The organism is Streptomyces bottropensis ATCC 25435, from assembly GCF_000383595.1.
Lineage (GTDB): Bacteria > Actinomycetota > Actinomycetes > Streptomycetales > Streptomycetaceae > Streptomyces > Streptomyces bottropensis.
Genome location: NZ_KB911581.1, coordinates 4,268,155 through 4,293,327, shown reverse-complemented (window position 1 = coordinate 4,293,327; position 25,173 = coordinate 4,268,155). Strand labels below are relative to the sequence as shown.

Sequence of the window (25,173 nt, the reverse complement as noted above, 5' to 3'; positions counted from 1 at the left end):
TCAGGCCGCCGCCACGCCTTCTCAAGCCGCCGCCACGTCACCTGCCTCCGCCGCCTCACGGTGGATCGGCGTCCCCGACCCGGTCAGCGGGACGCCCGTCCCGCCACGCCGGGCCGCGACGATCTCCGCCGCGATGGACAGGGCCGTCTCCTCGGGCGTACGGGCGCCGAGATCGAGCCCGATCGGGGACCTGAGCCGCGCCAGCTCCCGTTCGGTGAGGCCGGCTTCGCGCAGGCGCCGTTCACGGTCGGCGTGTGTGCGGCGGGAGCCCATCGCCCCCACGAACGCGACCGGCATCCGCAGGGCCGCCGTCAGCAGCGGGATGTCGAACTTGGCGTCGTGGGTGAGCACGCACAGGACCGTGCGCCGGTCGGTCGCGGTGCGCCGCAGGTAGCGGTGCGGCCAGTCCACCACGATGTCGTCGGCCTCGGGAAAGCGCGACCGCGTGGCGAAGACGGGGCGGGCGTCGCACACGGTGACGTGGTGGCCGAGGAACTTGCCCGCGCGCACCAGCGCCGCCGCGAAGTCGATCGCCCCGAACACGATCATGCGGGGCGGCGGCACCCGGGTCTCGACGAGGAGGGTGAGGCCGCCGGGGCAGTGCGATCCGTCCGCCGACAGCTCGACGGTGCCCGAGCGTCCGCCGTCCAGCATGGCCCGTGCCTCGGCGGCGGCCGTCCGGTCCAGGTCGGGGTGCCCGCCGAGACCGCCCTCGTGGCCGGCCCCGGCCGCACCGTCGTACGCCCGGTCGCCGGCCCCGTCGGCCCGTACGAGCAGGGCCTGTCCGAGGAGTTCGGCCGGGCCTTGGACGACGCGGGCGAGAGCCGTCCGCTCACCCCGGGCGGCGGCCGAGAGGGCGGCACGCAGCACGGCTCGGACCGGCGACCCGGCGGTGACGGGGGTGACCAGGATGTCGATGACGCCGCCGCAGGTCAGGCCGACGGCGAACGCGTCCTCGTCGCTGTAGCCGAAGCGCCGCAGGACGGTCTCGCCGTCCGCCAGGGCCTGCCGGCACAGCTCGTACACCTCGCCCTCGACGCAGCCGCCGGAGACCGAGCCCACGGCCGTGCCCCGGCTGTCGACGGCGAGGGCCGCGCCGGGGCCGCGCGGGGCGCTGCCGCTCACCGCCACGACGGTGGCGACGGCGAAGTCGCGGCCCTCCTCGGCCCACGCGCTCAGCTCGGTGGCCGCGTCAAGCATCCCGGCCCGCCGTCAGGACGCGATCAGGCCGGATGGGCAGATGGCGGTGGCGTACGCCCGTGGCGTGCCGGACGGCGTTGGCGACGGCGGCGGCCGCGCCCACGATGCCGATCTCGCCGATGCCCTTGATGCCCACGGGATCGTCGGGGTCGAGGTCCTCCACCCAGTCGGCCTCGACGGCGGGTACGTCGGCGTGCGCGGCCACATGGTATCCGGCGAGGTCGGCGCCGTAGTGGCCGCCGGACGCCCGGTCGCGTACCGCCTCCTCGTGCAGGGCCATGGAGATGCCCCAGATCATGCCGCCGACGAGCTGGCCGCGGGCGGTGAGCGGGTTGACGATCCTTCCGGCCGCGAAGATGCCGAGCATGCGGCGCACGCGGACCTCGCCGGTGGCGGGGTCCACGGCCACCTCGGCGAACTGGGCACCGTAGGAGTGGCGTTCCTTCCGGGCGAGGTCGCCGATGGCGGCGGTGGTGTCGGAGCGGACCGTGATGCCCTCCGACGGGATGTCGGCGCCGAGGGCGAGGCGTTCCCTGACGTCACGCGCGGCGAGGGTGACGGCCCAGGCCCAGGAACGGGTTCCCATGGAGCCGCCGGCGATCATGGCGGGTCCGAAGTCGCTGTCGCCGATCCGTACCCGGACCTGCTCCGGCGCGACCTCCAGCGCGTCGGCGGCGACCAGGGTGAGCGCGGTGCGGGCGCCGGTCCCGATGTCCGCCGCGTTGACCCGCACGGTGAAGGTGCCGTCGGCCTCGGCGGTCACGGCCGCCGTGGACGGTGCGGCGCCCGCGCCGAAGGAGGCCGCCGCCATGCCGGTGCCGAGCAGCCAGCGGCCCTCGCGGCGCATCCCGGGACGCGGGTCGCGGTCGGCCCAGCCGAACCGGCGGGCGCCCTCGCGGAAGCAGGCCCGCAGGTTGCGGCCGGCGAACGGCAGCCCGGAGACGGGGCCGCGCTCGGGTTCGTTGCGGATCCGCAGTTCGATCGGGTCGATGCCCAGCTTCTCGGCGAGTTCGTCGATCGCCGACTCCAGCGCGAACGAGCCCGGTGCCTCGCCGGGCGCGCGCATCCAGGTCGGGGTCGGCACGTCGAGCCGTACCACCTTGCTGGCCGTGTGGTGGGCGTCGGCGGCGTACATGACGCGGGCCGGTCCGGCGGCCGGCTCGATGAACTCGTGCACGGTCGAGGTGAGGCTCTGCGAGCGGTGCTCCAGGGCGCGCAGCCGTCCGTCGGCGTCGGCGCCGAGCCGGACCCGCTGGGCGGTGGGACTGCGGTAGCCGGCGAGGGAGAACATCTGCCGCCGGGTCATGACCACCCGGACCGGGCGCTGCAGGACGGTCGCGGCCATGACGGCGGCGACCTGGTGCGCGCGGACGCCCTTGCTGCCGAAGCCGCCGCCGACGTGCTCGGAGCGCACCCGTACCGAGGCCGGGTCGAGGGAGAACAGGTTGGCGAGTTCGCCCGCGACCCACATGGTGCCCTGGTTGGAGTCGAGGACGTCGAGCCGGCCGCCGTCCCAGCGGGCCGTCACCGCGTGCGGCTCCATCGGGTTGTGGTGTTCCTCGGGGGTGGTGTACTCGGCGTCCACGACGACGGCGGAGGCGGCGAGTTCGCCCTCCAGATCGCCCTTCTCGATCACCGCGGGGCCGAAGGCGTCCAGCGCGTAGGCGTCCGGGTGGTCGGCGGCGAACGCGATGTCGTGCGTCTGCCGGTCGTAGTGCACGACCAGCGCCTCGGCGGCCTCCCTGGCCTGCTCGGAGGTCTCGGCGACGACGAGCGCCACCGGCCAGCCCCGGTGCGGCACCCGGTCGTGCTGGAAGACGGCGGTGGTCGGGTCGGGCTTCGTCCCCATGAGACCCGTGTAGTCGGTGTCGAGGCGCGGGGCGTTCTCGTGCGTCAGGACGGCGAGCACGCCGGGCATGCCGAGCGCGTCGGCGGTCTCGATCGAGCGGATCCGGCCGCGGGCCACGGTGGACAGCGCGAGCCAGCCGTGGACGAGTCCGGCGAAGGGGATCTCCCCGGCGTAGCGGGCGGCGCCGGTGACCTTGTCGCGGCCTTCGACGCGGGTGTGCGCGGTGCCGACGGCGCCCTGGTGCGCCGTGGGGGCGGTGGTCATCGGGAGGCCTCCTCGGTGAGTTCGGACAGGACGGCCACGACGAGGTTGCGCATGAGCGTCACCTTGTACCCGTTGTGCGGCAGCGGTGCGGCCGCGGCCAGTTCGGCGTCGGCGGCGGCCGCGAAGGACTCGGCGGTCGCCGGGGCCCCGGTCAGCGCACGCTCGGCCGTGCGGGCCCGCCACGGCCGGGACGCGACCGCCCCGAAAGCCAGCCGTACCTCGTGCACGAGGCCGTCGCGGACGTCGAGCGCGGCGGCGATCGAGCCGATGGCGAAGGCGTACGAGGCGCGTTCGCGGACCTTGCGGTAGCGGGAGTGCGCGGCGACGGGGGCGGGTGGCAGGACGACGCCGGTGATCAGGGCTCCCGGCGGCAGGGCCGTCTCGATGTGCGGGGTGTCGCCCACCGGGAGGTAGAAGTCGGCGAGCGGCGACTCGCCGGGCCCGTCGGCCGTCTCGTACGTCACCACGGCGTCGAAGGCGGCCAGGGCCACCCCCATGTCGGAGGGATGGGTGGCCACGCAGTGCCCGGAGGCGCCGAGGATCGCGTGGTTGTGATGCTCGCCCTCGATCGCGGGGCAGCCGCTGCCGGGCAGGCGCTTGTTGCAGGGCTGGGTCACGTCGGCGAAGTAGCCGCAGCGGGTGCGCTGCAGGAGGTTGCCGCCGACGGTGGCCATGTTGCGCAGCTGCCCGGACGCGCCGGCCAGCACCGCCTGGGCCAACGCCGGGTAGCGGCGCCGGACTTCGGGGTGCGCGGCGAGGTCGCTGTTGGTGACGGTCGCGCCGATGCGCAGTCCGCCGTCCTCGGTGGACTCGACCCCGTCGAGGGGGAGTTCGCGGACGTCGACGAGCCGGGCGGGCCGCTCGACGCCGGTCTTCATCAGGTCGACGAGGTTGGTGCCGCCGCCGAGGAAGCGGGCCTCGGGGTCGGCGCCGAGCAGGGCGACCGCGCCGGAGACGTCGTACGCCCGCTGGTAGTCGAACTCCTTCACGCCACGGTCTCCTTGGTGTTCGCGGTGCTGTCGGCGGCGGCGCGGGCGACGGCCTCGACGATCGACACGTAGGCGCCGCAGCGGCACAGGTTGCCGCTCATCCGCTCGCGGATCTCCGCGGGGGTGAGCGGTGGCGCTCCCGCCTCGGGGCGGACGTCGTCGGTGACGGCACTGGGCCAGCCCGCCGCGTGTTCCTCGATGACCGCGATGGCCGAGCAGATCTGGCCCGGGGTGCAGTAGCCGCACTGGAAGCCGTCGAGATCGAGGAACGCCTGCTGCACGGGGTGCAGCTCGTCCCCGTCGGCGACGCCCTCGATGGTGGTGATCTCGCGGCCCTCGGCCGCGACCGCCAGCTGCAGACAGGACACGCTCCGGCGTCCGTCGACGAGGAGGGTGCAGGCACCGCACTGTCCCTGGTCGCAGCCCTTCTTGGTGCCGGTCATGTCGAGGCGCTCGCGCAGGGCGTCGAGCAGGGTGGTGCGGTGGTCGACGGAGAGCGTGTGCTTCTCGCCGTTGATGTTCAGGGTGATGGCGCTGTACGTCGAGGAGGTGGCTGGGGACATGGTCAGCCTTCTTTCGCGTATCGGAGCATGTCGGAGGGACTCGCTCCGGCAGGCGGTCGAGTCATGGAGAGGGACAGCGGGGTGCCCACGTCGGCCTCGCCGACGCTACGATGACACAAACGGACAACTGTCCTCTCCGGAAAAACCTAATGGACAGCTGTCCGCTTAACAAGAACGGGTTTCGGCCAGGACCCGGGGAGGAGGTGCTGTGGAGCGGAAGAAGGATGCTCCTCTGCGCTCGGACGCCCAGCGCAACCGTGAGCGCATCCTGGCGGTCGCCCTGACCGAACTGACGCGCAGCGCGGACGCGCCGTTGAGCGGGATCGCCAAAAAGGCGTGCGTCGGACAGGGCACGTTCTACCGGCACTTCCCCACCCGGGAGGCCCTGGTCCTGGAGATCTACCGCCACGAGATGCGGCAGGTCGCCGACTCCGCCGTCGAACTCCTCGCCACGCGCGCGCCGGACCGGGCGCTGCGCGAGTGGATGGACCGGTTGGCCCGGTTCGCCATGACCAAGGCCGGCCTCGCCGACGCGATCCGCCAGGCCACCAGCCGCCCCGACGGCCCCGACCGTCCGGCCCCCACGCCGGTGACCGACGCCGCCGAACTCCTGCTCCGCGCGGGCGAGAAGGCCGGGACCGTCCGCCCCGGAGTCACCGCGGACGACTTCTTCCTCGCGATCGCCGGCCTCTGGCAGCTCGACCCCCAGACCGACTGGCAGCCACGCGCCGCCCGCCTCCTCGACCTCGTCATGGACGGGCTGCGCACGGGGGCCGCGAGCCCGGAGCGGGGAGCGCGGCCCGGTTCACCCGGACGACGCACGCGGCCGTGACCCCGACGGGCCTCCGCCGGGGTCACGGGCCCGTGGCTCACGGGTGGGGGACGTCAGAGCGCGGGGACGAGCTGTCCGCTGTACCGGCTACGGCTCCCGGTGACAGCGCATGGGCACGCGAAAGGACCAGGCACGGCTCCCGGCGTCGGCGCACGTGCTCGCGAAGGACCGGGCACCGCCGAGCGGCGCGCCCCGTCAGAGCGGCGCCGCACCGCTCGCGGAGAGCAGGAACACGGGCGCCGCAACCCGGGCACCGGCGCCGGCCCCCTCGCCTGCGACGGCGGGGGGACAGCCAGGCCGGCACTCGCGAAGGACGGGCCCCCCGAAGCACCGTGCTCCGTCGCGGCCCCGCCGCTAGCGGGCCGCAGCAACACGGACGCCGCAGCCCGGCCGCCGGCCATCCCGCCTGCGACGGCGACGGCGACGGCGACGGACAGGTACGTCGGTGCTCGCGGACCGCGGGGCACCGCGCGCCGGAATCCGGCCGTTCACCCGCCGAGCCCGCAGGGCGCGAGACCGCGTGCGCGCTCACGAGCGAAGCCGGCGTCCGCCGACGTACCGGGATCTCTCAGAACCGCGCCCCCACCGCCCCCGGACCGCGGGAACACCGAACCCCCGCAGCAACCCGCCCGCCACCTCCGCCCCGGCGTTCGAGACCGCTTCGGCGCTCACGAACGGACCGGCGCCGCCACCACGCCAACGCCCCCTCAGAACCGCGCCCCCACATCCGCACCACCCGCCGGTCGCAGGAACGGTGACGTCGGGATCGAGCCGTCCGCCGTCCTGGGGCCGGTGATCGTCGTCGCGTCCGTGCTCGTGAAGGACCAGGTGCCGCCGAGGTTCCAGGAGTTGCCGCTGCCGCCGGAGTTCGAGCCCAGCGAGACGTTCGTGCCGTTGGCGACCGCGAGGTTCTTGGTCAGTGTGCCGTCGGCGTCGGCGAAGTCGAACCCGGTGCCCTTGTTGCGCCACGCCGTGCAGCGCTCGGCCAGCAGCGCACCGGGGTTGGCGTTGTCGATGAACCCCCCGGCGGAGTTGTCCCACGCCGCGCTGTTGCGCACGACGTGCCCCGCGGGCAGGTCCTCGTCACCGCCGCCGCCGAGCTTGAAGCCGTTCCCGTCACCGGTGTAGTTCGGCAGGCTCCAGCGGTTGTAGCCGTTGCCGTGGGCGACGCTTGCCTCGACCGTCACCGGCGAGAGGAACTCCCAGAAGTCCAGCCCGTCGTCGGCGTTGTTCCACAGCCGGGCCCCGCGCACGACGTTGCCCGTCCCGGAACCCTCCTTGATCGCCAGGCCGTCGGCGCTCTCACCGTTCTTGCGCGGATCCCGGTTGCCGTAACTGTCCAGGTTGATGATCCGGTTGGCACTCGACGCACCCTGGAGGTGCAGGCCGGACTCGTAGTTGTTGCGCGTGACCAGCCGCTCGAAGACGTTGCCACTGGTGTCCACGCCGAAGATCCCGTACGGCCCGTTGGCGATCTCCAGTCCGCTCAGCCGCCAGTACTCCCCCTCGATGTGGATCGCGCCCCGCTGGGCCCGGGGGATGGTGGAGCCGACCGCGCCGGGGGTGTACGGCATCCCCTCACCGTCGATGACGACCCGCTCGCCGTTGTAGTTGCCGAGCCGGATGGGCTGGCTCGCCGTACCGCTCTTGAGCAGCTGGATGCTCGCCGTCGGCGCGTAGGTTCCGCCCCGGATCAGGATCGAGTCGCCCGCCTGCGCCAGGTCCACCGCCCGCTGGACGGTCCGCAACGGGGCCGCCAGGGTGCCGGCGTTGCTGTCGTTGCCGTTGGTCGCCACGTAGATGCTGCCGGCGGCGTGCGCGGCCGGGGCGGACAGGGCCAGCAGGCCGCCGGCCAGGACGCTCAACAGGCTTGCGCACGCGGTGAATCGCTGTGGACGCATGGGTCGTCTCCCGGGCAACCGAAGGGGAAAGCGCTTTCCGACCCTGGACGCTAGGGCCGTTGCTTCGAGCACGTCAATAACCATGCACATGATCGATGTTCGCATTCTTGAACACGCCGAGGGCCGGGACACCGCATCGCGATCGACGCGAAACCACGGCGGAAGATATGCACGCAGCTGTCTTGACGTGTAAATGACAACGATGGCAAGTTCACCTGGGAGCGCTCCCATCTCACGTCAGGGAAGGGACCATCCATGCGCAGCACCCCTCATTCCCCCTTACGGCACGTACCGCTACTCGGCCTGCTGGCCGCCCTGCTCGCCTCCCTCGCACTGACCCTCGCGCCACCCGCCGCGGCCGGGCCGGCGACCGCCGAGACCCTCGCGGCCCCGGTACGCGTCATGCCGCTCGGCGACTCGATCACGGGTTCACCCGGCTGCTGGCGGGCGGTGCTGTGGAACCGTCTGCGGAACGCCGGCTACACGGACCTCGACTTCGTCGGCACGCTCGGCACGCAGGGCTGCGGGCAGGAGCACGACGGCGACAACGAGGGCCACGGCGGCGAGCTGGTGACCAACGTGGCCGACCAGAACCTACTGCCCGCCCGCCTGTCGGCGACGCGCCCGGACATCGTTGTCATGCACTTCGGCACGAACGACGTGTGGAGCAGCATCGCCCCGGACCGCATCCTCGCCGCGTACACCAAGCTCGTCGGCCAGATGCGGGCCTCCAACCCGCACATGCGGATCCTCGTCGCGCAGCTCATCCCCATGAACCCCGGCAGCTGCCCGGGATGCGCACAGCGTGTCGTGGACTTCGACGCGCGGATCCCCGCCTGGGCCAGGGCGACGAGCACCGTCGACTCACCCGTGACGGTGGTCGACCAGTGGACCGGGTTCAGCACGGCCACCGACACCTACGACGGCGTGCACCCGAACTCCGCCGGCGACGACAAGATCGCCGCCCGCTGGTATCCGGCGCTGAGCGCGGTGCTCGACGCCGGGGTGCCGGGTGATCCGGGCGATCCCGGTGACCCCGGCGATCCGGGCGGCGGCCGGCCCACGTGCGGCGCGGTCTTCCGGGCCACCAACGTCTGGCAGGGCGGCTACCAGGGTGAGGTGACGGTGACGAACACCTCCACGTCCGCCGTGACGGGCTGGTCCGTGACGGTCGTACCGGCCGGCGGGGCCCGTCTCACCCAGGTCTGGAACGGGACCTCGGCCACGGCGGCCGACGGCACGGTCACGGTCACCAACGCCTCGTGGAACGGCTCGCTCGCGCCGGGCGCGAGCGCCACGTTCGGATTCGTCGCCACGACGCCCACGACGGCCGGGACGCCGTCGGCGACGGTCGGCTGCACGGCACGGGGGACGGCCACCTCGTAACCATCGGCCGGCCGGCGACACCACCGGCCGACCGCCCCAGGCCACCGGCCGACCGCTGCCCCACGACCGGCACCGGCACCGGCACCGGCACCGGCACCGGCACCAGCACCAGCACCAGCACCAGCACCAGCACCAGCCGACCCCCCAGGCGCTCTCCCCTGCCCCGCCTCCCCCGCCTCCCCTCCCTGGAGCCGCCATGAGATCCCGTAGGCGCACGACCTCCCCCGCCCGTATCCCCCGTGCGGCCACCCTCGCCGCCGCCCTCCTCGGCCTGCTGCTCCCCCTGTTCGTCCTCGGCACGCCGGCGCACGCGGCGCCGCCCGGATTCCGTATCGAGAACGGCCGGCTGCTGGAGCGCTCCGGCAACGACTTCGTGATGCGTGGCGTGAACCACGCCCACACCTGGTACGCCGACCGGATCGGCTCGCTCGCCCACATCAAGGCCAAGGGCGCCAACACCGTGCGCGTGGTCCTCTCCAGCGGGGACCGGTGGACCCGCAACGACACGGCCGACGTGGCGAACGTCGTGACGCAGTGCAAGCGGAACCGGCTCATCTGCGTCCTGGAGGTGCACGACACCACGGGCTACGGCGAACAGAGCGGGGCGGTCACGCTCTCCCGGGCCGCCGACTACTGGATCGGGGTGCAGAGCGCGCTGACGGGCCAGGAGGACCACGTCATCGTCAACATCGGCAACGAGCCGTACGGCAACAACAACTACGCGGGCTGGACCGCCGACACCAAGGCCGCGATACAGAAACTGCGCGCCGCCGGTTTCGACCACACGATCATGGTCGACGCCCCCAACTGGGGCCAGGACTGGGCGTTCACGATGCGCGACAACGCGGCCTCCGTCTTCGCCGCCGACCCGGACGCCAACACGATCTTCTCCATCCACATGTACGGCGTCTTCGACACGGCGGCGGAGGTGAACGACTACCTCAACCGGTTCGTGGCGGCCGGACTGCCCATCGTGGTGGGTGAGTTCGGGCACGACCACTCGGACGGCAACCCCGACGAGGACGCCATCCTCGCCACCGCCCAGCGGCTCGGCCTCGGTTACCTCGGCTGGTCCTGGAGCGGCAACGGCGGCGGTGTCGAGTACCTGGACATGGTCACCGGCTTCGACCCGAACCGGCTGACCAGCTGGGGTCAGCGCCTCTTCAACGGCGCGAACGGCATCGCCGCCACGTCCAAGGAGGCCGCGATCTACGCCTCCTCCGGCGGCGACACCACTCCCCCGACGGCCCCGGGCACCCCGACCGCCTCCGCGGTGACCTCCTCGTCCGCCGCCCTGACCTGGTCCGCGGCCACCGACGCGAGCGGTGTCACCGGCTACGACGTGGTCCGGGTCAACGGCACCGCCGAGACCGCCGCGACCACCACGACCGGCACCTCCGCCACGCTCACCGGGCTGACCCCCGCCACGTCCTACACCTTCGCCGTGTACGCGCGCGACGCGGCCGGCAACCGCTCGGTGCGCTCGGGAACGGTGAACGTCACGACCACCTCCGGCGGTTCCACGGCGGCCTGTGCCGTCGGCTACCGGGTGACGGGCGAGTGGTCCGGCGGCTTCCAGGGCGAGATCGTCATCCGCAACACCGGCGCCTCGGCCGTCAACGGCTGGACCCTGCGCTGGACCTTCCCCGACAGCCAGCGCGTCTCGAGTCTGTGGGGCGGTACGGCGTCCCAGTCCGGCGCGTCCGTGACCGTCACCGCCGCCTCCTGGACCGCGACCATCCCGGCCGCGGGATCGGTCACCCTCGGCTTCACGGCGAGCCGTGGCAGCACCAACCCGGCGCCCACCGGGTTCACGCTCGACGGGGCCGCCTGCTCGACGACTTGACCCCAGTACCCACTGCCGCGGCCGGGCCCGGCCGCTCAGCCCGGGCCCGGCCCGACCCCGCCCTTCAGCCGCTCCAGGTCGGAGGGCCGGACCTGGATGGCCAGGACGGCGATCAGGGCGGCGACGACGGTGAAGATCGCGGCCATGACGAAGGCGGCCGAGATGCCCGCGGTGAGCACCTCGTCGGACCAGGGCTGCGGGAGCTGCCCGGTCTGTTCGAACCGCAGGCGCTCGGCCGGCGTCGCCTGCGACAGGAAGTCCGGGATCTGCTCGGCCGCCTCGTTGGTGCTGGCCGTGCCGTACATGGTGACGAGGATGGAGAGGCCGAGCGAACCCCCCACCTGCTGGGTGGCGTTGAGGAGTCCGGAGGCCGCGCCGGTCTCGGCGTTCGGGACGTCGGAGAGCGCCATCAGGGTCAGTGAGACGAACTCCATGCCCATGCCGAGACTGAAGACGAGCATCGGCCCGAGGACGCTGCCCGCGTAGGTGGAGTGGACATCGGTCAGGGTCAGCCAGCCGAGACCGGCCGCCGCGAGGATCGCGCCCCCCACCATGAACGGTTTGGGTCCGTACACGGGCAGGAACCGCGAGGCCAGCCCGGCGCCGACCGCGATGACGGCGCTGACCGGCAGGAACGCGAGGCCGGTGGCCAACGGGCTGAAGCCCAGCACGTTCTGGGTGAACAGCGTGAGGAAGAAGAACATGCCGAAGATCGCGGCCGCCAGGCACAGCATGATGCCGTACGTTCCCGCGCGGTTACGGTCGGCGAACATGTGCAGGGGCGTGATCGGCTGCCGGGAGCGCTTCTCCACCAGCACGAACGCCACGAGGAGCACGACGGCGCCGGCGAACGAGGCCAGGGTGAGCGGGTCCCGCCAGCCCTCCTGCGCGGCCCGGATGAAGCCGTACACCAGGCACACCATGCCCAGGGTGGAGGTCAGGGCTCCGGTGATGTCGAACTGCCCGGGGGTGCGCTCGGACTCCTTGATCCAGCGCGGTGTCGCCAGCACGATCAGCAGTCCGATGGGCACGTTGACGAACAACACCCACCGCCAGTTCAGCCACTCCACGAGCACGCCGCCGGCGAGCAGCCCGATCGCGCCGCCGCCCGCCGAGACCGCCGCGAACACCCCGAACGCCCGGTTGCGTTCCGGCCCTTCACGGAAGGTCGTACTGATCAGGGCGAGGGACGTCGGGGACGCGATGGCGCCGCCGACACCCTGGAGGGCGCGGGCGGCGAGGAGTTGGGCCTCGTTCTGGGCGAGGCCGCCGAGGAGCGAGGCCAGCACGAACAGCAGCACACCGAAGATGAAGACCCGGCGCCGGCCGAGGATGTCACCGGCCCGGCCGCCGAGCAGCAACAGTCCGCCGAAGGTCAGCGTGTACGCGTTGACCACCCAGGCGAGGCTCGTCGTCGAGAAGTCCAGCGAACGCTGGATGTCCGGAAGGGCGATGTTCACGATGGTGATGTCCAGCACCACCATCAGCTGACACGAGGCGATGACGAACAGCGCCATCGCACTCCCGCCACCACCCGTTTCCTGGGTGGCGGTGCGGGCTGGGGAAGTCGGCTGAGGATTGCTCATGGCGTTTCGCAAGGGCAGGGTCCGGTGAACGGTTCCGTCCACCGCCGCGTTCACTGTTCGACCGTACGCCGGTGCCCCGGGGGTCACCACTCGGACGTCGGGGGCTGCTCGGACGCGGCGGACCGGGAAAAAACAGGTGCGGGATCGGGCGGGGTGGCGTTACGGTCCCCGCGATGACTACTCACTCCATCGACAGAATGGGGGTCCCGTCCGAGCAAGGTGAGTGCTGATGCTCACTGATGCTTCGCACGGGGATTCCCGCCTTTCCCTCTGGTTGCGCGTGCGCGAGTTCGCCGTGCCACCCTCCATGGTCGAGACCGCGACCGCTCGCCGTGCCGTCGGCGACTGGGCCGGTGCGTGCGCCGCCGCGCGCGTCGACGTCGACCTCGACCTGCGTGCCCTGGCGCGCGGCCACGGCCGGGAGTTGGCCTCCCGAGTACGGGCCGACCTCCGCCACCTGGCTCCGGACCTGCTGCGCTGGCACATGCCGAGGATCGCTCCCGACGGGCTGCTGCGGCCGGGTCTGACCCTGACGCTGGCCCGGTACCACGTGGCCGGGCGTGACGGCCCGTCCTCCGTGCACCTCGTGGCCCGGACCCCGCCCGCCTGGGCGGACGCCGGGCAGCGGATCAGTCTCGCGGTGTGGGACGGATCCCGCTCGGACCCCGGTGCCCGCGTTCATCCGCGTCCGCGCCCCAGTCGCCGGTACCGGCTCGATCTGCACCGCCACCTGTGGGACGCGCGCCGGGTGGCCGAGCTGCGCGCTCGTTCCGGAGCGGATCGGCCGCCGGGGCCGCGCCCGCCGGGGCCGGATGTGGGGGGAACGCCGGCCGCGGAACTCGGCTGCGCCGTCGAACGGTGGGCGGAGGAGGCGGCGATCGTGCTGCGCGCCGAGGGGCGGTCCGCGGGGACCGTTCTCGTACGGTACGGCGCCCGGCGCCGGCTGCTCCTGGACCTTGCCGTGGACCATGCCCTGGACCTGGACCCGGACCTTGCCCTGGGCCGGGGCTCGGGAGCGGGCGAGGGGCCGGACGTGGACGCCCGCGCCGGTCTCGGCGGCGGCGGGTCGCCCTCGCGCTCGCTGCGGATCACGGCCGCGTCCGGCGACGACGGAGCCTTCACCTCGTTGCCGGTCCTGCCCGACGCCGCGACCTGGACGCTGCCCGACCTGGAGCTGCTCGGTGCGGGCGCACTCGACGCCGGGCGGCTGCATCCGCTGGTCGCGTCGGCGCTCGTACCGGATCACGTACGGTCCGGGCCCGGCGAGGCTCCGGACCGTGCGGGCCGGCCGCGCATCGTGGAGTGCCGGGGAGAACGGCACCGGATCGGGCTGGTCGACGGGTCGCTGGTGGCCCTGGACCATGACCCGGCCGAGCTTCGGCGGGAGGAACTGCTGGTCCGGCTGACCGGTAGTCCCCTGCCCTGTCTACGGGCCATCGACGAGGCACACCGTCGCCCGGACTGTCTGTCCGGCGTGCGCGAACGCCTGGATCACGGGGACATCGCCGGGGCGCTGGCCGTCGTCGAGGGGCTCCTCGGTCCCGAGGCGGTACTGCGCGACGGCCCGTTGCGGGACGAGCTGGAGTCGGCCGCGCGACGGCGGATCGTCCACGGCCTGTACCGGTCCGGTCTAGCCGATCCCCTCCCCCGAGGCGCACGCGCCGAGACCGGCCGCCGCCCTCCCCACCACCGCCGCCACCGCACCGCGTCCTTCTTCTGACCGGGACCCGTGGCCCACTCCCGCTCCCGGGCCGCACCCACCGAAGCCTTCGTGCCCCCTACACCCCCAAGGTGACCCCATATGCCCACATGCACGCCGTTCGCCCTGCCCACCACCGTCTCCGAGCCCTCCATCCCCGGTCACCTCACTCAACTCGACGTCGCGGCCGACCTGTTGACCCTGTTGCGGACCACGACCACCGAACCGCGCCCCGACGCCCAGCTGGAGGCACTGACGCTGGCCGTCGCCGCCGACCTGCCCGTACTGCTGTGGGGCGAGCCGGGGATCGGCAAGACCGCGGCGCTGACACAGCTCGCGGCCGCCTGGGACCTTCCGCTGACGACCGTGATCGCCAGCGTGCACGAGCCGTCCGACTTCTCGGGCCTGCCGATCGTGGGGGACGACCCGGCCGAGCAGGGAGTGCCGATGGCCCCGCCGGACTGGGCGGTGCGGCTGGTGCGCGCCGGCCGGGGGCTGCTGTTCCTGGACGAGCTGTCGACGGCGCCGCCCGCCGTCCAGGCCGCGCTGCTGCGCCTGGTGCTGGAGCGGAGGATCGGAGCGCTGCAACTGCCGCCCGGCGTACGGATCGTGGCCGCCGCCAACCCCCGGTCCTCGGCGGCCGACGGGTGGGAGCTGAGCCCGCCGCTGGCCAACCGGTTCGTGCATCTGCAGTGGACGCACGACCACGAGGTCGTCGTCCGGGGTCTCGGGGGGATCTGGCCGCGGGCCACCCTGCCGCGGCTCGCACCGGAGCGGCTGCCGGAGGCGGTGGACTTCGCCCGGCGCGCGGTGTGCGCGCTGCTGGCCGCACGGCCCAAGCTCGTTCATCAGCTGCCCTCCAGCGAGAGCCGCCGGGGCGGGGCGTGGCCGTCGCCCCGGAGCTGGGAGATGACGCTGCATCTGATCGCCTTCGCGACCGCCGCCGATGTGTCGCGCGACGTGCTCTCCCAGCTGGTGCGGGGCACCGTGGGCGACGGTCCGGGTCTGGAACTGCTGGCCTCTTTGGACCGGCTGGACCTGCCGGACCCGGAGACGCTGCTCGCCGACCCGGCGGGGGCGGACCTGCCCGAGCGGGGGGATCTGCGGCAGGCGGTGCTCGACGGCGTGGTGGCGGCGGTCCGGACCCGGCCGGAGAAGGACCGCTGGGACGCGGCGTGGGCCCTGCTGGTGCGGGCGCTGGAGACCGGGGCCCCGGATCTGGTGGTCGTTCCCGCGACCACCCTCGCGTCATTGCGCCGTGAAGACTGGGACGTGCCGTCGGCGATCGAGAACCTGGCCGGCGTGGTCACCCTGTCCCGGCGCGCGGACGAGGCAGCCGCCCGCGCCAAGAAGGCGAACGGGGCCCACCGTTGAGCGCCGACACGGGTGAGGGGGCGACCACGGGCGAGGGTGCGGTGGCCGGCGACACGGGTGCGGGCAGCGGTGGCACGGAGGCGGGGACGAGCACCGGCGCCGATACGACGAACACCGGTACGAGCGTGCGGGCAACGACCGCGACCGGTGCGACGAACACGAGCGTGCGGGCAACCACCGCCACCGGTGCGACGAACACGAGCGTGCGGGCAACGACTCCCACCGGTCCGGCGAGCACGGGCGTCCCCACGCCCCCGCGTTCCGCGCCGAGCCCCCGCGCGGCCGGCCCGCGGGGGCTCGACTTCGACAAGCTCTACGCCGCCCGGCTGCAGGCGGCCCGGGCCCGCCCCTATCTGGCGTCGGCGTTGTTCGCGCTGCACGTCGTCGAGTGCCGGCGGGTGCCCACCATGGGGGTCGACCGGTACTGGCGGTGTTACGTCTCCCCGGGCTTCGTGGACCGCCGGCCGGTCGAGGAGCTGGCCGGGGTGTGGGTGCACGAGGTGTCGCATCTTCTGCGGGACCATCACGGGCGCAGCGACCGGGTCGCCAAGGAGCGGGGGCTGTCCGGCCCCGGGGAGCGGCTGCGGATGAACATCGCCGCCGACTGCGAGATCAACGACGACGCGTTCGGCGACGGACTGGTCAAGCCCGAGGGCGTCGTCGATCCGGCGCTCCTCGGGCTGCCCGAGGGACAGCTGATGGAGGACTACCTGCGCCGGTTCCAGCTGGGCCCGCGCACGGGCGAGTTCGCGTGGCTGGACTGCGGCAGTGGCGCCGACGGTCTGGAACGGGAGTGGGAACTGGGGGCGGACGGGGCGCACGGCCTGAGCGAGCAGGAACGGGACGCGGTCCGGTTCCGGGTGGCGCAGGGCATCACCGGCCGGCCGGGTTCGGCGTCGGCGGGCTGGAAGCGCTGGGCGGAGGAGGCGTTCCATCCGCCCCAGCCGTGGCGGGAGTTGCTGGGCGCGGCGGTCCGGTCTGCGGCGTCCGCGCCCGGTGCGGGCGAGGACTACAGCTACGGCCGGCCGTCGCGGCGCTCGGCCGGCGTGCCCGGCACCGTGCTGCCGAGCCTGCGTCGCCGGCCGCCCCATGTCTCGGTGATCATCGACACCTCGGGGTCGGTGAGCGACGCGGAACTGGGCAGCGCGCTCCTGGAGGTCGCGGCGATCTCCCGTGCGGTGGGCGGCCGACGGGACCTCGTCACCGTCGTCCCGTGCGACGCGGCGGCCCGGATCGCCCATCCGCTGTGCAAGGCGGAGGGCATTCCCCTGCTGGGCGGGGGAGGTACGAACCTGCGTGCGGGGTTCACCAGGGCGCTCCGCAGCCACCCGAGGCCCGACGTCATCGTGGCCCTCACCGACGGGCAGACCCCCTGGCCGGCCTCCCGGCCACCGTGCCGGACCGTGGTCGGCCTGTTCCCCCGGCATTCCCGACGCACCACGTGGAGCGAGGACGACCCCGACTACGTACCGCGCTCGCCCCCGGCCTGGGCCCGCGTGGTCGAGATCGGATGATCCCGGGCCCCGACCGCCGCCCGTCGCACCGCACCGACCTCACACATGACAATGAAAACGATTATCGATAAGGTGAGCATGTCAAGCCGGGCGCCTCCGCTGCCGGAGGTGTCGTCGGGCTGCCCTCACGCCTGAACGCACCGCACGAAAAGGGGAGCCGTGGCTCATCTGTTGGTGGTCGAGAGCTGGGTCGGATCGATGAGCAGGCTGCTGCCACGGGCCATCCGTGAAGGCGGACACGAGTTCACGTTCCTCACCCGCGACCTGCACCACTACCTGCGCGCGGCCCCCGAGGGCACGGCCCATCCGCTGCTCGGCGCGCGGAACGTGGTCACGGCCGACACCAACGACCTCGACACCCTCCTCCCGGAGGCGGCGCGCCTGCACGCGGTGTTCGGCTTCGACGGGGTGATCTCCTCCTGCGACTACTACCTGCCGACGGTCGCCCGGATCGCCGGCCACCTCGGACTCCCGGGGCCGGGGCCGCGGGCCGTCGCGGACGCCTGCCGCAAGGACGCCACCCGCCGCGTCCTCGCCGACGCCGACGTGCCCGGCCCCCGGTTCGCCCTCCACGAGGAGTGGGCCGATCTCGCCCGCGCGGCCCGGGAGATCGGCTATCCGCTGGTCGTGAAGCCGGTCGACCTGTGCGCGGGCATGTACGTGCGGCGCGTGGACGACGAGAGCGAACTGGCCGCCGCGGTGGCCGCGTTGGCGGACTTTCCACTGAACGCGCGCGGGCAGCGCCGGGTGCCCGCCGTCCTCCTCGAAGAGCTGCTGACCGGTCCCGAGGTGAGCGTCGAGACCGTGTCGCACGCGGGGGCCGTGCACGTCGTGGGCGTGACCGACAAGAGCGTCGGCGGCGCGCCCGCGTTCATCGAGACCGGGCACATGTTCCCCGCCGCCCTGACGGGCGCCGACGCCGAGGCCGCCGAGCAGACCGCACTGAACGCCCTCAAGGCACTCGGGCTGACCGACGGCGTCGTGGCACACACCGAGATCAAGCTGACCCCGGCCGGTCCGCGCGTGGTCGAGGTCAACCCCCGGCCCGCCGGGAACCGCATCACCGAACTGATCCGCCATGTCACCGGCATCGACCTCGCCGCGGCCGCCGTGGAGGTCGCCCTCGGCCGTGCGCCCGATCTGCGGCGCCGGGAGACCGGACTGCGCAGCGCCGCCGTCGGCTTCCTCGTACCGGACACGTCGGGCACCCTCGAAGCACTGGACGGCGGCCCGCTCGCCGACCGGGCCGGTGTGCTGGAGGTACGGCTCGCCGAGCCCGGCCGACAGGTCAGATCGGCCGGCAGCAACAACGAGTATCTCGGCCATGTCATGGTGGGCGACCCGGCCGGGCCGGGCGCCCGCGAGCAGGTCGAGGCGCTGTTGGCCGAGCTGCGCGACGGGCTGGTGATCCGGTGACCGCCGTCGCGCCGACGGCCGGTGCCGCCACGACGTACGAGAACCTGCTGGAGCATGCTCTCGCGGGTGAACTCGGCCCGGATCCAAGGACGTTGAGTGTCGCGGTGGCGTTCGTGACGCGGCAGGCGGTGCGGCACGACGGACGGGGCACCGGCTACCGGAACGAGGTGCTCAGCCTGCGGCTCGCCGGCGCCGTGGGGTCCTGCGCGGTCGAACCCGGCGCCCTGCCGGACGCGGCGGTCGACGACTGCGCCGGCGCCGATGTCGCCCGGCTCCTCGCCCATCCGCTCCTTCCGGTGCGGGTCGCCGCACTGGACGCCTATCTGATGCATGTCCGCCCGCACACACCGGAACACGGGGCACACCCCTACCCCCTGCCGGCCGGTACCTCGCTGGAGAGGTCACGGGCGCGGGCGCGGGCCGTCGTCGAGCTGCTCGATCTGCCGGCGGGTGCCGTTGTCCTCGTGGTCGGGGTCGTCAACTCCCTGCTGGAGGCCTTGCGTTCGCGCGGACTTCGCTATGTGCCGTGCGACCTCAAGGGCGGCGTCACGGAGTGGGGGGAGCCGGTCGTCACCGACGCGCTCGCGGCCGCCGGTTCCTGTGACGCGCTGCTGGTCTCCGGGATGACCCTGGGCAACGGGAGCTTCGAGCCGCTGCGGCGGCACGCCCTGTCGCGGGGCACGCAGTTGGTGATGTTCGCGCAGACCGGCAGTGCGGTGCTGCCCCGGTTCCTCGGTCACGGCGTGAGCGCGGTGTGCGCGGAGCCGTACCCCTTCTTCTGGCTGGACGCGGGACCGGGCACCCTGCACCGCTACCGCCCGGACGCGGCGGACCCCGGCCGGGGCACCTGTCCGCAGGCTGGAGACCGCCCATGACGTCGAGAACCGTCCTGCGTACCGTCGCCCGCCCGGAGTTGCTGTCCCTCGTCGGACGGACGCCCCTGGCGCGCATCACCGCCGACCTGCCCGGCCCGCAGCCCGGGTTCTGGGCCAAGCTGGAAGGACTCGCCGCCGGCGGTATGAAGGCGCGGGCCGCCGTGTCCATGCTGCTGGGCGCCCGGGAGCGCGGTGAACTGCGGCCCGGCGCCCCCGTGGTCGAATCGACCTCCGGCACGCTGGGCATCGGGCTGGCCTTCGCCGGACAGGCGCTCGGCCATCCGGTCGTCCTGGTCGGCGACAGCGAACTGGAGCCGTCCATGCGGCAGTTGCTGCGCTCCCACGGCGTCCGGCTGGAGCTGGTGGACCGCCCCGCGGCCGTCGGCGGCTGGCAGGCGGCCCGCCTCGCGCGGCTGCGGGAGCTGCTCGCCGTACTGCCCGAGGCGTACTGGCCCGACCAGTACAACAACCCCGACAACACCGCCGGATACGCCTCGCTCGCCGCCGAGATCGCCGTCCAGCTCGATCACGTGGACGTCCTGGTGTGCAGCGTCGGCACCGGCGGCCACAGCGCGGGCATCATCGGTCCGCTGCGGCGGCACTGGCCCGCGCTGCGCCTCGTCGGCGTCGACTCCACCGGCTCGACGATCTTCGGCCAGCCGGCCCGGCCGAGGCTGATGCGCGGGCTCGGCAGCAGCATCCACCCGCGCAACGTCGCCTACGACGCCTTCGACGAGGTGCACTGGGTCGGCCCGGCCGAGGCCGTCGACAGCTGCCGTCGCCTCGCGCGGGGCAGCTTCGTCAGTGGCGGCTGGAGCACCGGCGCGGTCGCGCTGGTCGCCGCCTGGGCGGCCCGCGTCCACCCGGGCGGCGTCGTCGTCACCGTCTTCCCGGACGGCCCGCACCGCTACCTCGGCAGCGTCTACGACGACGACTTCGCCACCGCCCACGGCATCGACCCGGCCTCCGCCGCCGTCCGCCCCGTCGAGATCCCGCATCCCGGCGCGGCCGAGGCCGTCGGCTGGGTCCGGTGCGGCAGGGTCCGCGACCCCCTTGGGGTCCCCCGTCCGGAAGAGAGACTGTGAAGGTCACCCGGCGCACCGTACGCCTCGCACTCGCCGAGCCGTTGCGCATCTCCCGCTCCACCATGTCCGCGCGCGACGCGGTGTGGCTGACCGTCGAGGACGACGACGGGCGGCACGGCCACGGCGAGGCCGTCACCAGCGTCTACTACGGCCTCGACGCCGGCACCCTGGGACGGCTGTTCGCGGTCGCCGCCGCCGGCCTCGGCCGCTTCCGCGATCCGGAGAGCGCGCTGGAGGCCCTGCGCGCCGGCGAGTGGGCCGCTCCCCCGGAGACCGCGCCGGCCGTGACCGCCGCCGTCGGCGCCGCACTCCTCGATCTGGTCGGCAAGCGGGCGGACAGCCCCGTCCACCGTCTGCTGGGCGCCCCGTCCGCTCCGGTGGCCGCGACCGCCCGGACCATCGGCATCACCTCGCCGTCACGCGCCGGGGCCGAGGCACGCCGACTGGCCGCGAGCGGCTTCGAGATGGTCAAGGTGAAGGCCGGTGCCCCGGACCCGGAGGAGGACATCGAACGCGTCCGGGCCGTCAGGACCGCCGCGCCCCGGGCCCGGCTGCTCCTGGACCCCAACGGCGCCTGGACGTCGGCGCAGGCCGAGGCCCTGCTGCCGCGCTTCGCGGAACTCGGGGTGGAAGCCGTCGAACAGCCCCTCGTGCCCGGCGACCCGGAGGCGCTGGCCACCCTCGCGGAGCGCTCGCCGCTGCCTGTCATCGCCGACGAGGACGCCGTGGGGCTCCAGGACGTGCGGCGGCTGGCGGGACGGGTGCACGGCGTCAACGTCAAGCTCGCCAAGTGCGGCGGCGTCCACGCGGCCCTGCGGATCGCCGAGGCGATCGAGGGCAGTGGCACCGAGCTGATGCTCGGCTGCCTCACCGCCAGCACCCTCGGTCTCGCTCCGGCCGTCCACCTCGCCGACCGGGCCCGCTGGGTGGACCTCGACGGACACCTCCTGCTCGCCGCCGACCCCTGGACCGGGATCGGCGGCACCGACGGGTACGTACGCACGACCGGGCTGCCGGGGCTGGGAGTTCGCCCCCGCGCGGCGGACGGGGTCGGCCAAGGCGGCGAAGACGCGAACGGACGACCCGACGGAACGGGGGAGACACGCCGTGCAGACGTGGCATGAGATACGCCGCTTCCCCTTCGCCGTCCGTCTCCTCCTGGTCAACCAGCTCGGCGTCAACATCGGCTTCTACCTCCTGATTCCCTACCTCGCCACCCACCTCACCGAGAACCTGGGCATGTCGGCGGCCGTCGTCGGGATCGTCCTGGGGGTCCGCAACCTCAGCCAGCAGGGCCTGTTCCTCATCGGCGGCTCCGCCTCGGACCGGCTCGGCGCACGGGGTGTGATCATCGCCGGCTGTGCGCTGCGGACCGTCGGCTTCGCGCTGTTCGCCCTCGGTGACGGACTGCCCGTGCTGCTCGCCGCCTCGGTGCTCAGCGGGCTCGCCGGGGCGCTGTTCAACCCGGCGGTGCGAACGTATCTGTCGCAGGAGTCCGGGGAGCGCAAGGCGGAGGCGTTCGCGCTGTTCAACGTCTTCGCGACGACGGGCGCCCTGATCGGGCCCCTGCTGGGCGGTGCGCTGCTGCTCGTGGACTTCCGCACGTCCGCGCTGACCGCCGCCGGGATCTTCGCGGCCCTGACCGTCGTGCAGGCCCTCGTCCTGCCCGCGCGGAAGGCCGAGCCGAGCGGCGCCGGAGTCCTCGGGGACTGGCGGGAGGTGCTCGGCAACCGTGCCTTCCTGGCGTTCGCGCTCGCCATGGTCGGCATGTTCACCCTGGAGAACCAGCTGTACCTGCTGCTGCCCGCCGGGGCCCGGCAGTCCACCGGCTGGGACGGCGCGGCCGGGCTCGTCCTCCTCGTCGGCACGCTCGCCAACCTCTCGCTCCAGCTGCGCATCACCCGATCGCTCACGTCGCGCGGGGACAGGGCGCGTTGGATCGGTGTGGGGCTCGCCGTGACGGGCCTGGCGTTCCTGCCGCCGGCCGTGGCGACCGGTCTCGGCGCCTCGGGATGGCTCGCCGCCGTGCCCGTCCTGCTCGCAGCGCTGCTCCTCCATCTCGGCCTCATGGTCGCCTCGCCGTTCGTGATGGAGCTGATCCCCCGCTTCGGACGCCCGGAACTGACCGGAACGTACTTCGGGATCTTCTACGTCGTCTCCGGCATCGCCGCGGCCGTCGGCAACGCCGCCGTCGGGTGGGCCATGGACGCCGGCGGACACGACGGCCGCGCCTGGCTGCCCTGGGCGTGCTGCGCCGTGTTCGGTCTCGTCTCGGCGGCCGGCGTCGGCCGGCTGCGCCGGCTGGGGGCCCTGCCCCCGAGCCCGGCGGCGACCGCCCCCGCTCCGGCCGGTGAGAGGAGCAGCGCATGACGGACGGCAACCTCCTCACCGACCATCCCGAGCTGTACGAGGCCCGCTTCCCCGATCCCGGGCGGCTGGCCGGGCGCTGGGCCGAGGACTGTCTGCGGCGCCACGGGGCCGGGCCGCGCGTCCTGGACATGGGCTGCGGCACCGGGCGCGACGCGGCCCACCTGCACCACGCCGGCCGTACGGTGACCGCGGCCGACCTGTCCGAGGCGATGCTCGCGCACGCGCGTGCCCGGCACCCCGGGCCGGCGTACGTGCGGGCCGATCTGCGCGGCTTCGACCTGGGCCGGGCCGCCTTCGACGCGGTGGTGTGCCTGGACAGCTCGCTCCTGTACTGCCACACCGCCGACCAGCTCGACGGCTTCCTCTCCTCCTGCCGCCGGGCGCTGTCGGCCGGTGGGCTGCTGGTCGCGGAGATGCGCAACGGCGCCTACTTCCTGGGCCGCACCGACCTGCTCGACACCCCGGCCGTCCACGCCTTCACCTGGCAGGGCACCGCCTACCGGTCCACCACCACCCTCACCGTGGACCGCACCGCCCAGCTGCTGCGCCGTACCCGCCTCTGGACCTCCGACGACGGCGCTCCGCCGGCCGAACAGCGGTCCGCCTGGCGGCTGTTGTTCCCGCAGGAGCTGCGCCACGTCCTCACCACGCACGGCTTCGAGGTGCTCGAACTGCACGACGGGCCGGGCCCGCGCACCGAACCACCGTGGCGGGACGGCCGGTTGCCCGGCAGCACGGCGGACGCCGACCGGCTGCACGTCGTCGCCCGGCTCTCCGCCACCCGCTGACCCCTCCTCCCCCTCACACCCAAGGAACCCTCATGCACGACGAACCTTTCCCCGGCCTGCGCCGACGCGGCTTCCTCGCCGCCACAGGAGCCGCGACGGGTGCCGTCGCACTCGGCGCGCTCGCCCTGACGGGATGCGGCGCCGACGGCGGTACGGACGCCGGGGCGGGCGGCGGTGACGGCAGGCCGAAGCGCGGCGGGCGGCTGCGCGCCGCGTTCGCGGGCGGCGGCGCCGGTGAGACCCTCGACCCGCATTTGGCCAACCTCTTCGCCGATGTCGCCAGAGCCAAGGCCCTGTTCGACAAGCTCGCCGACTACGGCGCCGACCTGTCGGCGCGGCCGCGCCTCGCGGTGAGGTGGGAGTCGAACAAGGCCCTGGACCGCTGGCGGGTCACCCTGCGCGAGGCCACCTTCCACGACGGGCGGCCGGTCACCGCGAAGGACGTGCTGTTCAGCTACCGCCGTATCGCCGATCCCGAGAAGGCGTTCCGCGCGAAGGCGTCCCTGGAGCCCATCGACCTCGACGCGAGCCGGGCGACCGGTGAACGGGCCGTCGAGTTCGTGCTGAAGCGGCCGACCGCCGAATTCCCCAACGTGCTGGCGGCGTTCGGCGCGTACATCGTCCCCGAGAACACCGCCGACGCCGACTTCGACCGGAAGCCGGTCGGCTCCGGCCCCTTCCGCTTCGTGTCCTTCGCCCCCGGCCGCTCGGCCGTCTTCCGCCGCCACGACGGCTACTGGGAGGGTGCCCCGCACCTCGACGAACTCGAGTTCGTCGTCGCCAACGAGGAGTCGGCCCGGGTCAACGCGCTCCTGGGCGGCCAGGTCGAGTACGCCCACGAACTGAACCCCGCCACCGCCCGCGCCCACGAGGGCAAGGGACAGATCGAGATCGTCCGGCTGCGCAACAGCGCCATGCAGGCGTTCTGCATGAAGACCGACCGGGCACCGTTCGACGACAAGCGGGTGCGGGAGGCGTTCTTCCTGATCGCCGACCGTCAGGAACTCGTCGACGGCGCCCTGTCGGGCGCGGGCGTCGTCGGCAACGACCTGTTCGGCAAGGGCTACGAGTACTACGCCGCCGGCCTCCCGCAGCGCGAGCAGGACCTCGACCGGGCCCGCGCCCTGCTGCAGCGGGCCGGCGCCGAGAACCTGAAGGTCACCCTGGACACCTCGGCCGTGGCCGCCGGATTCACCGAGGCGGCCGGCATCTTCCGCGACCAGGCCGCGAAGGCGGGCGTCACCGTCGACGTCAGGATGGGCAGCAAGGACTCGTACTGGAGCGACATCCTCGACTCCGGCACCCTCTCCTGCTACCGCTCCGGCGCCATGCCCATCGAGGCGCACATCTCGCAGCGGCTGCTCACCGACTCCACCACCAACGCCACCCACTGGCGCCACAAGGACTTCGACGCGCTGTACCGGCAGGCGCAGTCCACCCGGGACAGGACGGAGCGAACGGCGCTCTTCGAGCGGATGCAGCGCCGGCTGTACGCGGAGGGCGGCTTCCTGATCTGGGGGTTCGCCGACTGGATCATCGGAACGGGCAGGACCGTCAAGGGGGTTGAGACCAAGGCCCCCGCCAACACCCTCGACTGGGCACGCTTCGACAGGGTGTGGCTGGCGTGACGACGAGC

The 25,173-nt window shown here is 73.5% G+C and carries 19 protein-coding genes; 13 read left to right on the top strand and 6 right to left on the bottom strand.

Annotated elements, in window-relative coordinates:
- Positions 1-21: 21 nt before the first annotated feature.
- Genes STRBO_RS0118905 through STRBO_RS0118890 form a run of 4 tightly spaced genes read right to left on the bottom strand, consistent with a single transcriptional unit; the run spans position 22 to position 4,865 of the window.
- Positions 22-1,200, bottom strand: coding sequence for an XdhC family protein (locus STRBO_RS0118905; RefSeq protein WP_005474912.1), 1,179 nt, complete (start codon positions 1,198-1,200; stop codon positions 22-24).
- Entirely contained in the window at positions 1,193-3,313 is a 2,121-nt protein-coding gene (locus tag STRBO_RS0118900) for a xanthine dehydrogenase family protein molybdopterin-binding subunit (protein ID WP_005474913.1), read from the bottom strand. The genes STRBO_RS0118905 and STRBO_RS0118900 overlap by 8 nt, the downstream gene beginning before the upstream one ends.
- Positions 3,310-4,302, bottom strand: coding sequence for an FAD binding domain-containing protein (locus STRBO_RS0118895; RefSeq protein WP_005474915.1), 993 nt, complete (start codon positions 4,300-4,302; stop codon positions 3,310-3,312). The genes STRBO_RS0118900 and STRBO_RS0118895 overlap by 4 nt, the downstream gene beginning before the upstream one ends.
- The gene (locus tag STRBO_RS0118890; protein ID WP_005474916.1) at positions 4,299-4,865 is read right to left on the bottom strand and encodes a (2Fe-2S)-binding protein; all 567 of its coding nucleotides are present in this window, start codon (positions 4,863-4,865) and stop codon (positions 4,299-4,301) included. The genes STRBO_RS0118895 and STRBO_RS0118890 overlap by 4 nt, the downstream gene beginning before the upstream one ends.
- A 208-nt stretch (positions 4,866-5,073) precedes the next feature.
- Here STRBO_RS0118890 and STRBO_RS0118885 point away from each other — a divergent pair, with 208 nt between their 5' ends.
- Positions 5,074-5,697 carry a TetR/AcrR family transcriptional regulator gene (locus STRBO_RS0118885; RefSeq protein ID WP_005474918.1) on the top strand — a complete coding sequence of 208 codons (624 nt, stop codon included), beginning with the start codon at positions 5,074-5,076 and terminating at the stop codon, positions 5,695-5,697.
- 707 nt (positions 5,698-6,404) lie between these two features.
- Here STRBO_RS0118885 and STRBO_RS0118880 read toward each other — a convergent pair.
- The gene (locus STRBO_RS0118880) at positions 6,405-7,598 is read right to left on the bottom strand and encodes a right-handed parallel beta-helix repeat-containing protein (protein WP_005474919.1); all 1,194 of its coding nucleotides are present in this window, start codon (positions 7,596-7,598) and stop codon (positions 6,405-6,407) included.
- Between the two features lie 255 nt (positions 7,599-7,853).
- Between STRBO_RS0118880 and STRBO_RS0118875 the strand changes: the two genes are divergently transcribed.
- Together STRBO_RS0118875 and STRBO_RS0118870 are read left to right on the top strand one after the other, a co-directional pair.
- Positions 7,854-8,984 (top strand): GDSL-type esterase/lipase family protein, encoded by a 1,131-nt coding sequence (locus STRBO_RS0118875; RefSeq protein ID WP_005474920.1) that lies wholly within the window; start codon positions 7,854-7,856, stop codon positions 8,982-8,984.
- 196 nt (positions 8,985-9,180) lie between these two features.
- A complete protein-coding gene (locus tag STRBO_RS0118870; protein WP_005474921.1) occupies positions 9,181-10,830 on the top strand; it encodes a cellulase family glycosylhydrolase in 1,650 nt (549 codons plus the stop codon).
- 35 nt (positions 10,831-10,865) lie between these two features.
- On the opposite strand, the gene STRBO_RS0118865 is transcribed toward STRBO_RS0118870, so the two are convergent.
- Entirely contained in the window at positions 10,866-12,347 is a 1,482-nt protein-coding gene (locus STRBO_RS0118865; protein ID WP_005474922.1) for an MFS transporter, read from the bottom strand.
- A gap of 298 nt (positions 12,348-12,645) precedes the next feature.
- On the opposite strand from STRBO_RS0118865, the gene STRBO_RS0118860 reads away from it, so the two are divergent.
- The 10 genes from STRBO_RS0118860 (at position 12,646) to STRBO_RS0118815 (ending at position 25,165) form a co-directional block, all read left to right on the top strand.
- Entirely contained in the window at positions 12,646-14,136 is a 1,491-nt protein-coding gene (locus tag STRBO_RS0118860; protein ID WP_202499410.1) for a hypothetical protein, read from the top strand.
- 81 nt (positions 14,137-14,217) lie between these two features.
- Entirely contained in the window at positions 14,218-15,489 is a 1,272-nt protein-coding gene (locus STRBO_RS0118855) for an AAA family ATPase (protein ID WP_005474924.1), read from the top strand.
- On the top strand, positions 15,486-17,003 hold the full coding sequence (locus STRBO_RS0118850) for a vWA domain-containing protein (protein ID WP_005474925.1): 1,518 nt from the start codon (positions 15,486-15,488) through the stop codon (positions 17,001-17,003). The genes STRBO_RS0118855 and STRBO_RS0118850 overlap by 4 nt, the downstream gene beginning before the upstream one ends.
- A 159-nt stretch (positions 17,004-17,162) precedes the next feature.
- Positions 17,163-18,419: an ATP-grasp domain-containing protein gene (locus STRBO_RS0118845; RefSeq protein ID WP_028796736.1), complete on the top strand. Its 1,257-nt coding sequence runs from the start codon at positions 17,163-17,165 to the stop codon at positions 18,417-18,419.
- Positions 18,416-19,294: a hypothetical protein gene (locus tag STRBO_RS0118840; protein ID WP_005474928.1), complete on the top strand. Its 879-nt coding sequence runs from the start codon at positions 18,416-18,418 to the stop codon at positions 19,292-19,294. Before STRBO_RS0118845 ends, STRBO_RS0118840 begins: the two co-directional genes overlap by 4 nt.
- Positions 19,291-20,379 carry a PLP-dependent cysteine synthase family protein gene (locus STRBO_RS0118835; protein ID WP_005474930.1) on the top strand — a complete coding sequence of 363 codons (1,089 nt, stop codon included), beginning with the start codon at positions 19,291-19,293 and terminating at the stop codon, positions 20,377-20,379. The genes STRBO_RS0118840 and STRBO_RS0118835 overlap by 4 nt, the downstream gene beginning before the upstream one ends.
- The gene (locus STRBO_RS0118830) at positions 20,376-21,503 is read left to right on the top strand and encodes a dipeptide epimerase (protein ID WP_005474932.1); all 1,128 of its coding nucleotides are present in this window, start codon (positions 20,376-20,378) and stop codon (positions 21,501-21,503) included. Before STRBO_RS0118835 ends, STRBO_RS0118830 begins: the two co-directional genes overlap by 4 nt.
- Entirely contained in the window at positions 21,487-22,749 is a 1,263-nt protein-coding gene (locus STRBO_RS0118825; protein WP_005474934.1) for an MFS transporter, read from the top strand. Before STRBO_RS0118830 ends, STRBO_RS0118825 begins: the two co-directional genes overlap by 17 nt.
- Positions 22,746-23,537, top strand: a complete 792-nt coding sequence (locus STRBO_RS0118820; protein ID WP_005474936.1) for a class I SAM-dependent DNA methyltransferase — start codon at positions 22,746-22,748, stop codon at positions 23,535-23,537. The genes STRBO_RS0118825 and STRBO_RS0118820 overlap by 4 nt, the downstream gene beginning before the upstream one ends.
- 32 nt (positions 23,538-23,569) lie before the next feature.
- On the top strand, positions 23,570-25,165 hold the full coding sequence (locus tag STRBO_RS0118815; protein ID WP_005474937.1) for an ABC transporter substrate-binding protein: 1,596 nt from the start codon (positions 23,570-23,572) through the stop codon (positions 25,163-25,165).
- The last annotated feature ends 8 nt before the right edge of the window (positions 25,166-25,173 follow it).

Excerpts from the sequence above, each read along its gene's own strand:
- STRBO_RS0118890 (WP_005474916.1), bottom strand. The coding sequence starts at position 4,865 with ATGTCCCCAGCCACCTCCTCGACGTACAGCGCCATCACCCTGAACATC.
- STRBO_RS0118880 (WP_005474919.1), bottom strand. The coding sequence starts at position 7,598 with ATGCGTCCACAGCGATTCACCGCGTGCGCAAGCCTGTTGAGCGTCCTG.
- STRBO_RS0118835 (WP_005474930.1), top strand. The coding sequence starts at position 19,291 with ATGACGTCGAGAACCGTCCTGCGTACCGTCGCCCGCCCGGAGTTGCTG.
- STRBO_RS0118865 (WP_005474922.1), bottom strand. The coding sequence starts at position 12,347 with ATGGCGCTGTTCGTCATCGCCTCGTGTCAGCTGATGGTGGTGCTGGAC.
- STRBO_RS0118860 (WP_202499410.1), top strand. The coding sequence starts at position 12,646 with ATGCTCACTGATGCTTCGCACGGGGATTCCCGCCTTTCCCTCTGGTTG.
- STRBO_RS0118905 (WP_005474912.1), bottom strand. The coding sequence starts at position 1,200 with ATGCTTGACGCGGCCACCGAGCTGAGCGCGTGGGCCGAGGAGGGCCGC.
- STRBO_RS0118875 (WP_005474920.1), top strand. The coding sequence starts at position 7,854 with ATGCGCAGCACCCCTCATTCCCCCTTACGGCACGTACCGCTACTCGGC.
- STRBO_RS0118815 (WP_005474937.1), top strand. The coding sequence starts at position 23,570 with ATGCACGACGAACCTTTCCCCGGCCTGCGCCGACGCGGCTTCCTCGCC.
- STRBO_RS0118820 (WP_005474936.1), top strand. The coding sequence starts at position 22,746 with ATGACGGACGGCAACCTCCTCACCGACCATCCCGAGCTGTACGAGGCC.
- STRBO_RS0118855 (WP_005474924.1), top strand. The coding sequence starts at position 14,218 with ATGCCCACATGCACGCCGTTCGCCCTGCCCACCACCGTCTCCGAGCCC.
- STRBO_RS0118900 (WP_005474913.1), bottom strand. The coding sequence starts at position 3,313 with ATGACCACCGCCCCCACGGCGCACCAGGGCGCCGTCGGCACCGCGCAC.
- STRBO_RS0118870 (WP_005474921.1), top strand. The coding sequence starts at position 9,181 with ATGAGATCCCGTAGGCGCACGACCTCCCCCGCCCGTATCCCCCGTGCG.